12 protein-coding genes are annotated in these 13,301 nt (G+C 31.6%); 2 read left to right on the top strand and 10 right to left on the bottom strand.

Annotation, left to right across the window (positions count from 1 at the left end; genetic code table 11):
• From ppk1 to J3U24_RS00050, 3 genes are all read right to left on the bottom strand, one after another.
• Window positions 1-2,058, bottom strand: coding sequence for a polyphosphate kinase 1 (ppk1, locus tag J3U24_RS00060; RefSeq protein WP_065562829.1), 2,058 nt, complete (start codon window positions 2,056-2,058; stop codon window positions 1-3).
• A 112-nt stretch (window positions 2,059-2,170) separates the two neighbouring features.
• Entirely contained in the window at window positions 2,171-3,583 is a 1,413-nt protein-coding gene (gene pykF / locus J3U24_RS00055; RefSeq protein WP_065562828.1) for a pyruvate kinase PykF, read from the bottom strand.
• A 331-nt stretch (window positions 3,584-3,914) separates the two neighbouring features.
• The gene (locus J3U24_RS00050) at window positions 3,915-4,331 is read right to left on the bottom strand and encodes an META domain-containing protein (protein ID WP_267336816.1); all 417 of its coding nucleotides are present in this window, start codon (window positions 4,329-4,331) and stop codon (window positions 3,915-3,917) included.
• A gap of 73 nt (window positions 4,332-4,404) precedes the next feature.
• Here J3U24_RS00050 and hrpA point away from each other — a divergent pair, with 73 nt between their 5' ends.
• Window positions 4,405-8,274 carry an ATP-dependent RNA helicase HrpA gene (hrpA, locus tag J3U24_RS00045; protein WP_267346951.1) on the top strand — a complete coding sequence of 1,290 codons (3,870 nt, stop codon included), beginning with the start codon at window positions 4,405-4,407 and terminating at the stop codon, window positions 8,272-8,274.
• Window positions 8,275-8,323: 49 nt separating this feature from the next.
• Here hrpA and J3U24_RS00040 read toward each other — a convergent pair whose 3' ends face one another.
• From J3U24_RS00040 to J3U24_RS00030, 3 genes are all read right to left on the bottom strand, one after another.
• A complete protein-coding gene (locus J3U24_RS00040; protein WP_267330365.1) occupies window positions 8,324-9,367 on the bottom strand; it encodes a YdgH/BhsA/McbA-like domain containing protein in 1,044 nt (347 codons plus the stop codon).
• Between the two features lie 47 nt (window positions 9,368-9,414).
• On the bottom strand, window positions 9,415-10,044 hold the full coding sequence (locus J3U24_RS00035; RefSeq protein WP_267346950.1) for a helix-turn-helix domain-containing protein: 630 nt from the start codon (window positions 10,042-10,044) through the stop codon (window positions 9,415-9,417).
• 406 nt (window positions 10,045-10,450) lie between these two features.
• Window positions 10,451-10,933 carry a phage/plasmid replication protein, II/X family gene (locus J3U24_RS00030; RefSeq protein WP_267346949.1) on the bottom strand — a complete coding sequence of 161 codons (483 nt, stop codon included), beginning with the start codon at window positions 10,931-10,933 and terminating at the stop codon, window positions 10,451-10,453.
• Window positions 10,934-10,967: 34 nt separating this feature from the next.
• On the opposite strand from J3U24_RS00030, the gene J3U24_RS00025 reads away from it, so the two are divergent.
• Window positions 10,968-11,165, top strand: coding sequence for a hypothetical protein (locus J3U24_RS00025; protein WP_065734120.1), 198 nt, complete (start codon window positions 10,968-10,970; stop codon window positions 11,163-11,165).
• A gap of 419 nt (window positions 11,166-11,584) precedes the next feature.
• Here the strand turns inward: J3U24_RS00025 and J3U24_RS00020 are convergent, their stop codons facing one another.
• The 4 genes from J3U24_RS00020 to J3U24_RS00005 all read right to left on the bottom strand — a co-directional run bounded on the left by J3U24_RS00020 (window position 11,585) and on the right by J3U24_RS00005 (window position 13,105).
• The gene (locus J3U24_RS00020; protein ID WP_267337874.1) at window positions 11,585-11,872 is read right to left on the bottom strand and encodes a hypothetical protein; all 288 of its coding nucleotides are present in this window, start codon (window positions 11,870-11,872) and stop codon (window positions 11,585-11,587) included.
• A gap of 195 nt (window positions 11,873-12,067) precedes the next feature.
• A complete protein-coding gene (locus J3U24_RS00015; protein ID WP_267337873.1) occupies window positions 12,068-12,352 on the bottom strand; it encodes a hypothetical protein in 285 nt (94 codons plus the stop codon).
• A gap of 28 nt (window positions 12,353-12,380) precedes the next feature.
• Window positions 12,381-12,665 carry a hypothetical protein gene (locus J3U24_RS00010; protein WP_267337872.1) on the bottom strand — a complete coding sequence of 95 codons (285 nt, stop codon included), beginning with the start codon at window positions 12,663-12,665 and terminating at the stop codon, window positions 12,381-12,383.
• A gap of 155 nt (window positions 12,666-12,820) precedes the next feature.
• Entirely contained in the window at window positions 12,821-13,105 is a 285-nt protein-coding gene (locus J3U24_RS00005) for a hypothetical protein (RefSeq protein WP_267346948.1), read from the bottom strand.
• Window positions 13,106-13,301: the final 196 nt, after the last annotated feature.

Here is a 13,301-nt window from a genome sequence, read left to right as displayed (position 1 = left end):
TTAACTTGCTGATTCTAATTGTTTTAGATAATCATAAATTGCACGTTGTGCTCTTACTTTCTTTTTATTACCTCTTTGGACGTAATTGTTCATATTATCTTTATCGATAATTCGAGCTTTGACATTATCATTACACTGAATATTGAAAATATTATGAATAGTGGATTTTAATGTCAGATCAAATATTTTTACGCCAACCTCAATCCGGTTATCAAGATTTCTAGGCATCCAATCGGCAGATGATATGTAGGTATCTTTATTACCGTCATTTTCGAAAATATAAACTCGAGCATGTTCGAGATATTGGTCAACAATACTAGTTACATAGATATTTTCACTTAAATTAGGAATTTGAGGAACAAGTATACAGGTGCCTCGCACAATCATACGTATTTTCACTCCAGCACAAGAAGCTTTGTAGAGTTGATTTATCATCTCTTTATCAGTTATTGCATTGAGTTTAAGATAGATCCCTGAAGGTTTCCCAGCTTTGGCATTATTGATTTCTCTTTCAATAAATTCATGAAAGCGTAATCGTGTATTTTGTGGTGAAACTAATAAATGGTGAAAAGTTACCGGTTTAAATGGGTTTTCAATAAAGTTAAATACTTTGATAACTTCATCGGTAATCGCGGGGTCAGCCGTTAATAATGAAAAATCTGTATAAATACGTGCAGTTTTTTCATTAAAATTACCTGAACCAATATGAGCATAACGGACAATTCGATCGTCTTCTTTACGATCGATTAAGAATAATTTGGCATGAATTTTAAGTTTTGGTTGTGAATAGATAACTTTTATACCACTACGAATTAACCTTTTAGCCCATTTTATGTTTGCTTCTTCATCAAATCGAGCTTGCAGTTCTACCACTACTGTGACTTTTTTACCGTTGTTTGCTGCATTTATAGCAGCATGAATAAATCTGGAGTCTTTAGCTACTCGATAAATATTCATACGAATATGGGTAACAGCAGGATCAAATGACGCTTGTCGCATAATTTCAAGCACATGTCCAAATGAATAGTAAGGATAATAGAGCAATACATCTCGGTCTTTTATTGTTGCAAAAGCATTTCTGAATTTCTTGAATCGATTATAAGCAAGGCTTGGTAAGCGTTTATTAAGTAAGTTTTTGACACCAAGATCTGGAAAATTTGCTAAATCTTTGAAATTGGGATAACGTCCACCAGGCATTGCATCTTGTTCAGTTAATCTTAGTTTATTTATCAATAATTCAAATAATGCCTTTGGCATGTCTTTTTGGTATGTAAAACGAACTGGCTGAGCAGTTAACCGCTGTTTCAAACCCTGAGACATTAACTCAAGTAAACTATCAAGTTCAGTATTTAATTCGTATTCAGCATCACGATTAATATTTATAGAATAAGCATTTAATTCTACCGCATCAAAGAAGACTTTAAAAATATCCGCTAAACAATAACGTAAAATGTTATCTAAAAAAATAATTGATTTATTTTTAGTTGAAACTTCTGAAGGTAATAAAACAAACCGAGGCGCATTATCTGTAGGAAGTTCAAGTAATGCATAGCTAATACTATCTTTACAGATAATTTCAACAGCTAAATAAGCATGATCATCTTTTAAAAATTGAATCAACTCAGTATGGCTATCTAACAAAATAGGGGTAATATACTGTCTTAAATTTTGCTTATAATAATTTTTTATCCAAGTTTCTTGATAAGTGGTAAGTTGCCTTTCATTTATTAGGAAAATCTGATTCCTTGCCATTTCTAATAATAGCTCGTTATAGAGCTGATCAAATTGTAATTCAAGTTGAATGACTTTTTGATTAACCTGACGCAATAAATGTTTAGCATTAGATGTTGCTTGAGCTTGTTCTTGCTCAATAAGGACATATTTTTTTAAATTTGCAAATTGGACTTTATAAAATTCATCAAGATTACTTGAGTAGATACCTAAAAAACGGATTCGTTCTATGAGAGGATTACTTTCATCAGCAGCCTCTTGTAACACCCGTTGGTTAAATGATAACCAACTTAGTTCTTTAGGTAAATATACTTTTTCTATTATCATTTTTTGTAATGCCCATTCCACTAATTTGATTTATTACAGAATAACGTAAGATAAAAAAAAAGCTAGCATATAGCTAGCTTTTTATCATTCATTTAAACAAAATTAAAGGTGATTAGATGCGGTGAACAGAAGTTGTGTTAGTTGTTCCGCTTGGAACTAATGCACCTGATACCATAACAATTGTATCACCTTGTTTTACATTACAAATTTTAACAGCCATTTCTTTACCTAAACGGTAGAAATCATCTGTTGAATTAATTGCATCAATTAAAATAGGTTCAACACCTTTAGATAAGGCAAGTTGATTGACAGTTTTTTGGCTTGAAGATAGAGCCAAAATACGAGCTGTCGGGAAGTAATGACGAAGTTCACGAGCTGATTTACCGCTACGAGTAGCAACAACAATTAATGGTACATTTAATCGTTCTGCGATTTCAACAGCACCACAACATACAGCAGCAGTAATACGTAATGTTTCTTCTTTTGTGGTTAGCTCTAATTTAGCTGGGATAGTACCATCAGTACGCTTACAAATAGTAGCCATCACATTAACTGCTTCAAATGGATATTTACCTTTAGCACTTTCGCCAGATAGCATAACAGCGTCTGTACCATCAATAATTGCATTAGCAACGTCACCAGCTTCAGCACGAGTAGGACGTGGGTTTTTGATCATTGAATCTAACATTTGAGTTGCAGTAATAACTGGTTTTGAAGCTTTATTACATTTTTTAATCATCATTTTTTGAGCAAAAATAACTTCTTCAACCGCAATTTCCACACCTAAATCACCACGAGCAACCATGATACCATCAGATGCTTCTAAAATTTCATCAAAGTTATCTAAACCTTCTTGATTTTCGATTTTAGAAATGATTTTGATTTCTTCACCGCCGTGAGCTTTAAGATGAGCGCGAATATCTTCAACATCAGAACGTTTACGGATAAATGATGCTGCAATAAAATCTACACCTTGTTCACAACCGAAAATTAAGTCATTTTTATCTTTTTCAGCTAGTGCAGGTAATTTGATTGAAACACCAGGTAAGTTAATACCTTTATTTTCACCAAGGTCACCGTTATTTAAAACTTTACAAATAACTTCGTTACCTTTGATTTCTTGAACGTCCATAGCGATTAAACCATCATCAACTAATACACGGTTACCTGGTTTTAGATCTTGAGCAAATCCTTTATATGTAACTGCTACACGTTCTGAATTACCAACTACATTTTCATCAGTAGTAAAAGTGAAAGTTTGGCCTGCTACAAGTGATACATCGTTTCCACCTTCAAGCTTAATAGTACGAATTTCTGGGCCTTTAGTATCTAACATGATGGCAGCTTTCAAGCCTGTTTCTTGCATTACTTCACGTAAATTTTTGATTCGATTACCATGCTCTTCATAATCACCATGAGAGAAGTTTAAACGCATTACATTCATGCCTGCATTTAATAATTTAGTTAGCATCTCTTTTGATTCTGATTTTGGTCCTATGGTACAAACGATTTTTGTCTTTTTCATAATATTATCTACTAGTTGTTAAAGTTAATGTTCAAATTTAAATAAATGGTTTTAAATATAAATATTTAAACAAAAAAAACCAATGCCAGTGCATTGGTATAAAAAGGGAAGAGTAACTTTAAAAAGTTACTCTTATTAAAAGCAATATCTAAAGAATTTAGTAATCTCATCAATATAAGCCATTCTTAAAAACTTTTTTTATTATAGTCTTAACGACATTTTAAATAAAGTTTTTTATCAAAAAACTAGACATCAATTGAGATAGAAAAAAACTAAAACATTTTTTTGGTTAAATTTTTACCAAGTTTGTGATAAAAAATGTCTTTTTAAATTACATTAAATCTTTAAGTTGATAAATTAGTTCAATATCTTTATTTTTTAAAGTCAATAGATCTTTGTCCAAACTGACTGATGCTCCGTCTTGAATTAATTGAGCGATGGTATCATCTAACTTACTCAATTGCTCATCATCACAAGCCATTTTTGCCATACTAACACCAGGGCCTTTGATCGTTTCGTTTTCCAATTCTACTTTTGCAACAAAGCGATTACACATTTTTCCATAAATATTCATGTTTTCACCAAATTCAAGCTCAGCGTTTTTATCTGTTGAAATATCTTGACCATTGGCTTTAATCAATACAAAGCGATGATGCATTAAATCTTCAGCTTTAACGCTCTTAGATTCACCACAACCAGTCATCACGAATGTTCCAGTAAAAAGCATTAATAGTAAAGTCTTTTTCATCTTAACTCCTAATAGTTGGCTAAATTTGATATAATCAGTTTAATTAAAATTTAATAATTACATTTTACTCTTTATGTTAATTCAACAGCAAATTAAATTTTTTCAATCAATGACTTTCTTAGATCAACACAAAATAAGAAAGCTTTCAAACAAAAATCAAAATTTAGATACCATCGAACAAGCGATTGCTCAAGCTGTTGCACATTATAATGTTCGATTACAATCGTTACCTAAAGATATCGATTTTCCAGATAATCTACCAGTAGTTGATAAGAAAGAGGCGATAGCTGAAGCAATTAAAAATAATCAAGTTGTAATTATTGCCGGTGAAACAGGTTCAGGAAAAACGACACAAATACCTAAAATATGTTTGGAACTAGGCTTAGGTGTTAAAGGTTTTATTGGCCATACCCAACCGAGAAGGTTAGCAGCTCGTTCAGTTGCCAATCGTATTGCTGAGGAATTAAAAACAGAAATAGGCAACTTAGTGGGCTATAAAGTCAGATTTTCTGATCATGTCAGCGAAACTACTTTGGTTAAATTGATGACTGATGGAATTTTACTGGCAGAGATTCAGCAAGATAAATTATTACTTCAATATGATACTATTATTATAGATGAAGCTCATGAACGTAGTTTAAATATCGATTTTATTTTGGGATATTTGAAACAATTATTACCTAAACGTCCTGACTTAAAAGTCATCATAACTTCAGCTACAATAGATGTTGAACGTTTTTCAAATCATTTTAATCATGCTCCAATCATTGAAGTTTCAGGTCGAACCTATCCTGTCGAAGTTAGATATCGTCCAACAATTCTTAATGATGATTATGGAAATGAGAAAAATAATGATTTTCAGCCTATTATAGATGCAATCGATGAATTATCTTTTGAAAGTAATGGGGATATTTTGATTTTTCTTACAGGGGAGCGTGAAATACGTGATCTGGCCGATACGCTAAGAAAAATTGAACTGAAACATACTGAGATTTTGCCCTTATATGCTAGATTATCTGCATCTGAACAAAACCGTATCTTTCAATCACACAGTGCTCGAAGAATTATCTTAGCTACAAATGTGGCTGAAACATCCTTGACCGTTCCTGGTATTAAATATGTTATCGATCCTGGTTTAGCAAGAATTAGTCGTTATAGTTATCGGACGAAAGTTCAACGATTACCAATTGAACCCATTTCTCAAGCATCAGCGAATCAACGAAAAGGGCGTTGTGGTAGAACTTCAGATGGTATTTGTATACGTTTATATGATGAACAAGATTTTTTATCCAGACCTGAATTTACTGAGCCTGAAATTCTTCGAACCAATTTAGCATCAGTTATATTACAAATGACTTCATTAGGATTAGGTGATATAGCGGCTTTTCCATTTGTTGAAGCACCTGATTCTAGGTATATCCGTGATGGTATACGATTATTAGAAGAATTAGGTGCAATTTATACTAAATATCATCATTATCATTTGACTGAGATAGGACGAATTTTATCTCAATTACCTATTGATCCTAGATTAGCTAGAATGCTAGTTGAAGCTAGACGGTTAGGTTGTATAAAAGAAGTTATGATTATTGTGGCAGCACTATCAATACAAGATCCTCGAGAAAGGCCATTTGATAAACAGCAAGCTTCTGATGAGAAACACCGTAGATTTGCTGATAAAGAATCTGATTTTATATCACTTATCAATTTATGGAATTATGTAACAAATCAACAAGCCGATCTGTCGGGTAATCAATTTAGACGGTTGTGTAAAAAAGAATATCTTAACTATCTTAGAATTCGAGAATGGCAAGACGTTTATACACAAATTAGACAAACCATTAAACAACTTGCTTTTCCGATTAATAGTCAATTAGCAGATTATCGTTCACTGCATACTGCGTTATTAAGCGGCTTATTGTCACATGTTGGTATGAAAGAAATTGAAAAACATGAATATATTGGTGCTCGTAATATTAAATTTGCTATATTCCCTAATTCAGCCATCTTTAAAAATCAACCAAAATGGTGTATAACTAGTGAACTTGTTGAGACAAGCCGTCTATGGGGTAGAACGGCTGCTAAAATTGAAGCAGATTGGATTGAACCATTAGCAAAACATCTAGTTAAATATAGTTATAGTGAGCCTAGATGGTCTAAAAAGAATGGGACAACTTTAGCCAATGAAAAAGTAACTTTATTCGGTCTACCAATTGTTGCAAACCGCATAGTTAATTATAGTAAAATTGACCCAGTACTAAGTCGTTCCTTATTTATTCGGAATGCTTTGGTTGAAGGTGATTGGCAAACTAATCACCAGTTTTATAAACAAAATCATAAATTAATCAATGAAGTTGAGGATCTTGAACATAAATCTCGTCGTCAGGATATTCTGATTGATAATGATGATCTTTATAATTTTTATGATGAACGAATAGACAAATCAGTTATTTCCGCAAAACATTTTGATACGTGGTGGAAAAACAAACAAAAAATAAACCCTGATTTTTTAAATATTGAAAAAAATATGCTGATTAAGCAATCAGCTCAACCTGTAAAAATAAACGATTATCCAGATTTTTGGTATCAGAATAACTTGAAATTACCTTTAACTTATCAATTTGATCTAGGTAATGCACGTGACGGTGTAACAATTTCTATTCCGCTTAATATATTAAATCAAATAAAAGATACAGGATTTGATTGGCAAGTACCTGGATTTCGTTATGATTTAGTTATTGCTTTAATAAAATCATTACCAAAATCTTTACGTAAAAGCTTAGTTCCTGCGCCTAACTATGCTGAGGCTTTTTTAAGTAGAGTTAATTCAATTGAACATCCATTACTTGAAACATTAGAAAATGAATTTAGGAAAATGACAGGTATAAAAATTCAGCCAACTGATTGGCAATTAGAACAAGTACCAGATTACTTAAAAATGAATTTTAGTATTGTTGATAATGAACGAGAAATAGCTTTTGGCAAAGATCTAATGATGATTAAAGAACATCTTAAAACAGAAGTTCAAGAAGCATTATCATCGCTGACTCAAAAAAAATCTGTCAAAATAGAGAAAGATAATATTATTGATTGGAATTTTGGTCACTTACCAAGTATTTATGAAGAAAAACAAAATAATTATACAGTTAAAGCCTATCCAGCCATCATTGATAATCAAAACTCGGTCAGTATTAAACTGGTTGATTCACTTGAGGAACAAAAAAGATTAACCAAGCTCGGGATTAGACGATTGTTGATTTTAAATATTCCATCTCCAATTAAATATTTGCACGAAAAGTTACCAAATAAATCTAAATTAGGCTTATATTTTAATTCATTCGGTACAGTTCTTAACCTTATTGATGACTGCATTGCCTGTGGAATAGACTACTTGATTAAGAAGTACAATCAGAAAGTTAAAAATCAAGAACAATATCAAGAACTGTTAGGTTATACCAAAGAGCATATCAATGAAATTGTAGTGGATATAGCTAAACAAGTGGAATCAATTTTAACTCTCCATTTTAATATTAATAAAAAACTTAAAGGCCGTATCGATTTGTCTTTAGCATTTGCGTTATCTGATATCAAAGCGCAGCTAAATGAGCTAGTTTATAAGGGTTTTGTGGCAAAAACTGGTTATAACAAACTCCATGATATTTATCGCTATTTAACTGCTATAGAAAAACGGATAGAGAAGTTAGGAACTAATGTGGCTAAAGATAGACAGTCGATGAATATAATAGAAGAAGTGAAAAACGAATATCAAAGTTGGTTTAATAATTTGTCAGAAAATCAAAAATCATTGAATGATGTTACGAATATTAAATGGATGATAGAAGAACTTAGAGTTAACTTATTCGCTCAACAACTCGGCACACCGTATCCAATTTCTGCAAAAAGGATAAAACAACAAATAGAAACTGTATCTTCTGAATTATAGAATATAATTATAAGGATAAAAAAGAAGGGCGCTTATGCGCCCATTTTGATTATTTATAAAGATCTACAAATACAGTGATGTTTGGCCCTTTAGAATCATGAGCAACTCGAGCAATATGATAATATTTAGCCCCAGCTTCTATTGCTCTTTTTCCTGCTTGATATGAAATTTCCTGATCAGTAACGTAGTAACCTCTAAATTTCAGTGTATCAAAGGCAACCATTTTAGCCGCAGTTGCATCGTTAAGTTCCTGAATTTTTCGCCCATCAGGAAGAGTGACAGTGTAACGAGTTACTCTTTGAGGTTCAGTGGCAACGGTACTTATTGTTTCTGTATTTGATGTTGTTGTAACTTTATTAGTTGCAGCAGAATTTGTTGTAGTTTTATCAATTACTTTATTATTAAATTTATCTGCATAATATTTCTCGTTAAATGCAGAAGGGGAGTAATAACCAGGTTTTTCAACCTGCATTGCAGCTTCTCCACCTTTAGCTAATGCTAATTGACCCGCTTCAGAATCGTAAGGAATAGCATTTTCAGGTTGTAATTTACGTTCAGGAGCATCTTTTTTAAATAAATAAGCAGCTACTTGAATATTACTGCCTAATTCTGAACGTGAATCTATGTAAAAGCCATATGCACCTTGCGCTGATGCTTCTTTAGCAATAGCTTGATTTACATCATAATCTGTCGGAAAGTATCCACGAATACGCACAATATTAAATGGTTCTAAGCGAATTGCTTTAGATTTTGGATATTCGTAAACACCTTCAAATTTACGTAAAGTTTCTGGTTGTTCTAAAGCTTTAGGTGCGTCTGCTTTGTATAATTTTGCATAAACGATACGCAAAGTATCATTAGAAGGGCTGATATTTGTTGTTGTTATGTAAAAAGAAGCAGCTCCTTCATTGTCTGCAGCCTTTGACATAGCCATAACATAATCGCTATCAGTATAAAAAGCACCTCGAATCGTAATGCTTTTAAAAGATTGCATGCTGTTTGCTTGTTCTTCAGTTAATTGCTGAGCAGCAAAAGAACAAAATGGAATAAGCGCAACAGTTGTAGCGATAATTGTTTTCTTGAAACTTAACATATAAAAAACCTTACAATGAATTTTTAGTTATTTTAGCATAAATAAATTTAATTTCCTAAATCTATTAAAGCTTCCAAGTTATTGATATAAATATATTTACCTTTAGCTATTAAAATATTTTGCTCTTGTAATTTTGATAAATTACGACTTACAGTTTCAATCGTTAATCCTAAATAATTAGCTATTTCAGCACGGCTCATTGCTAGTTTTATATTTAAAGAAGAATGTCCTCTTTGCTGATATCGAAGGTAAAGAGAATAAATAAAGGTGGCCAGACGCTCATCTGATTTTTTCTGAGAATAGCAAAGAACCAATTTTTGATAATTATAAATGTCAGCACTTAATAATCTAAAGATTAAATCTCTAACATTCTTATTAGTATCAATTAATGTCATTAATTCATCATAATGCAGTTCACAGATTAGTGTGTTACTTAATGCCTGAATGTTGTTGTTATAAACTTTGGTTGAAATGGCGTCTAAACCAACAATATCTCCAGGTAGATAAAATCCATTAATTTGTTCATTATTTTCAGAAGTTGTGACAAATGTTTTAAGTGCACCGGAATGAACGATGAAGAATTTTTTAAATGGCGTTTTTGCTTTAACTATTATTTCGCCTTTTGAATAAGATCTTTTGCGTTCTAAAACACTACTTAATGTATTATTGAGTAACATCGGAATACAGAGCCCACCGAGACTGCATAATTCGCACGGAACAGAATAACTATTGGAACGTAATGTCTTATAAATACTATGCATAATATCCTAAATACAAGGGCTGTTGATTTGAAGTGATAAGGTTACCATATTTTGTCATAAAACAAAAATTGACCAATTTTTTTTGTATTTCTATTCAATAAAAAGAAAAGAAATAGAAAATCACTATTAAATTTTTAAATAACTACACTAAGTAATTAATCTAAACAATATAAATGAATTCTTGATAAAAGAATAGTCTTATAAAGATTTAGAATTGTTAATAGAGGGTGAGTGGCGAATAAATGAACTTAATTGATTTAACACACCTTATTTAACATAATATACATTATGCGCACCAATATAGATTCATAAGAGAAGTACGTTAAACAGCTTTTAAAAATTCTAAATTTTTTGGATCATCATAAAATGATGTTGGTTCTACATACCAACTCGGACGCTGACAATTAAAATCAATATTTATAACTCTGCACAATGGAATTACATTATTTTTCTGTTGTTGTAGATTCTGTAATTGCATCTTGCTTAATCCAATCGATAAAAAATCTTGTTCGTAACGCCAAAACGTTTTACGATCCATGGAATTTTTAACGAATTGATAACCATCATTCAATAACGACCGATAAAACGAATAAATTTTATTTGACTTCGAATATGAGATTTTCCCTGTTCTAGTAACAGTAAAATAACTATCATTTAATAATGTTCGTATACGTTTATCATCATAAACATTCATATCTGCACCTTTTATAACAGACAATATATCCTTAAAAGCTATTTGCCATAATTCTCTAATAATATTAATGCCATTTTTTTGCTTATCCTTCTGATATTTAATAATATACAATACTGCATAAACCAAAAGACGTTTAGGAGTTAAAATGACAACGCAAAAACCAAAGAGAACTAGCCTAGCAATAAGCGCAGAAAGAAAACTAAGAATTGAAAGATTAGCAGTAGATTTAAGTTACAGAATAGGAAAATCCATTTCATGGACAGAACTAGCAACGTACATACTAGATAATTATGCAAAAGATGCGGTACAAGATATTATACATTCTGACAAAAAAATAAAATAAAGGCTAAAATGTGTCAAAATGACACAAGGTTGAACTATTATATATAGTTCAACCTTACACTAAATAAATTCTGTGAAAATATAAAAATGAAAAATAGAGACCCTAAAAATCTTTGGTACAATCCAAAGCTATATCGTTCTAAAAAAATAACAACAATAACACACATGACACACCAAGATATTTAATCTTTGCCGTTGGGTTTTGTGTAGGGTTTTATATATGTCATAGTTTTTTTTAGTTCGCATAATCTGCCGTTATGCTAAATTCTTGACTGTTAGCCACCTGCGGTGGCCAACATTATACAGCCTACGAATTAAACATAACGGCATTAACATTATGCGAACTGATTTTTTATAGAAATTATTAATTTCTATAAAATTTCTAATTCCAATAAAGTAATTGTGACGATAATTTATCGTTTAATCTCCCAACTCCATACCTTGCGATGTTATTTTCTGATCAATAATAGATTTTTCTGCTAAATTTTTTCCTGGAGTATCTAATGTCTGGTTTAACATTTTGCTTGATATTGTTGTATACTGTTTTTTAGCCGTTAAATATTTACTTTTGGTTAATGCCAATACCTTATCTGATTCAGTCAATGCCTTGCTTAACTCTGCCTTCTGAACATCTTTAACGTCACCAAATTTAGCTAAATTAAACTTAATATAAGCTAAATTATTATTTTTAAAACTTAACATTTTCATAATACTCATTATCTTTATATAAATCACTTTCAAAAAAGTTATTTTTTCATCCGGTTTTATCTGCAAATTATGAGTGTGTATTTCACTCTCAGTTAACCATCGGGTCTCTGAAAACCCCTTTTTGTGGCTATCTGAATATAAATCGTTTGCTTGATAGGCCTCTTGAGTATAAGGGTTTTTGGGATAGTTTCATTATTACATCTCAATTAGCCAGGAATATTCTAAATTTTCTTTAGTTCGATTACGCACAAAATCTAAGGCTACAATTTTTTCATAGTAGTTATTGATTTTACGCCAATCTTCAGCACGAAAAGTAAAACTATCTTTATATCTTTCATAAATATAAGACGTTAATTTATTGAGCTCCTGCAGATAATTATCATGTTGTTCTTGTGTAATTAAATTTACCGCCAAAGCATGTCTGAATTCATTTTTCATAATGCTTTCAATTGTTTTCACTCGTTCTTTTTGGTCTCGCATACTGCACTCCTTAGGGGGATTTCATCATTCACATCTCAATAAGCCAACTGTCTTCTAACCCTTCTTTTATATAATCTCTAACAAAATCTAAGGCTACAATTTTTTCATAGTAGTTATTGATTTTACGCCAATCTTCAGCACGAAAAGTAAAACTATCTTTATATCTTTCATAAATATAAGACGTTAATTCATTAAGCTCCTGCAGATAGTTGTCATGTTGTTCTTGTGTAATTAAATTTACCGCCAAAGCATGTCTGAATTCATTTTTAGTCAATCTTTCGATACTGTAAACTCGCTCTTTTTGGTCCCTCATACTGTTCTCCTTAGGCAGTTTTGGTGATATTAACGGCTGAATTATAACCAAATTTTTTGGGGGGTTGCATTGGTTTGTGCAAAATTCGAAGTCCCTTGCTTATCAATCCACTGTATCTGCTTGAAAAGTTGATTAATATTATCTACTTTCATCATTTACATCTCGATAAGCCAGTCATCTTCTAACCCCTCTTTTGTCCGACTACGAACAAAATCCAATCCAATAATTTTTTCATAATAGTCATTAATTTTAATCCAATCCTCATCATAAAAAGCCAAACTATCTTTATATTTTTCATAAACATAATAGGTTAATTCATTAAGCTCCTGCAGATAGTTGTCATGTTGTTCTTGTGTAATTAAATTTACCGCCAAAGCATGTCTGAATTCATTTTTCATGGTACTTTCAATTGTTTCCACTCGTTCTTTTTGGTCTCGCATACCGCACTCCTTAGGTAGTTTTGGTGATATTAACGGCTGAATTATAACCAAATTTTTTAGGGCATCCAAGCAGAAAGGCTCGCTAACTGTGTGACTGCGACTTTCGCTTTACTATTGACATTATCAATACTATTCAAGTATTAACATAATTAGCTTGATACACTTCTTGGGTATAGGGGTTTTTAGGGTGATTGGC

The sequence above is a fragment of the Gilliamella sp. B2785 genome, from assembly GCF_026537005.1.
GTDB lineage: Bacteria > Pseudomonadota > Gammaproteobacteria > Enterobacterales > Orbaceae > Gilliamella > Gilliamella apicola_E.
The sequence above is the reverse complement of the archived record's forward strand: the minus strand, read 5'-3'. Positions and strand labels throughout refer to the sequence as shown.

Bases quoted from the DNA above. Each gene is read 5' to 3' on its own strand.
- J3U24_RS00025 (WP_065734120.1), top strand. From the start codon at position 10,968: ATGACAACGCAAAAACCAAAGAGAACTAGCCTAGCAATAAGCGCAGAA.
- J3U24_RS00010 (WP_267337872.1), bottom strand. From the start codon at position 12,665: ATGAGGGACCAAAAAGAGCGAGTTTACAGTATCGAAAGATTGACTAAA.
- J3U24_RS00050 (WP_267336816.1), bottom strand. From the start codon at position 4,331: ATGAAAAAGACTTTACTATTAATGCTTTTTACTGGAACATTCGTGATG.
- J3U24_RS00035 (WP_267346950.1), bottom strand. From the start codon at position 10,044: ATGTTACTCAATAATACATTAAGTAGTGTTTTAGAACGCAAAAGATCT.
- J3U24_RS00040 (WP_267330365.1), bottom strand. From the start codon at position 9,367: ATGTTAAGTTTCAAGAAAACAATTATCGCTACAACTGTTGCGCTTATT.
- J3U24_RS00020 (WP_267337874.1), bottom strand. From the start codon at position 11,872: ATGAAAATGTTAAGTTTTAAAAATAATAATTTAGCTTATATTAAGTTT.
- pykF (WP_065562828.1), bottom strand. From the start codon at position 3,583: ATGAAAAAGACAAAAATCGTTTGTACCATAGGACCAAAATCAGAATCA.
- ppk1 (WP_065562829.1), bottom strand. From the start codon at position 2,058: ATGATAATAGAAAAAGTATATTTACCTAAAGAACTAAGTTGGTTATCA.
- hrpA (WP_267346951.1), top strand. From the start codon at position 4,405: ATGTTAATTCAACAGCAAATTAAATTTTTTCAATCAATGACTTTCTTA.
- J3U24_RS00005 (WP_267346948.1), bottom strand. From the start codon at position 13,105: ATGCGAGACCAAAAAGAACGAGTGGAAACAATTGAAAGTACCATGAAA.
- J3U24_RS00015 (WP_267337873.1), bottom strand. From the start codon at position 12,352: ATGCGAGACCAAAAAGAACGAGTGAAAACAATTGAAAGCATTATGAAA.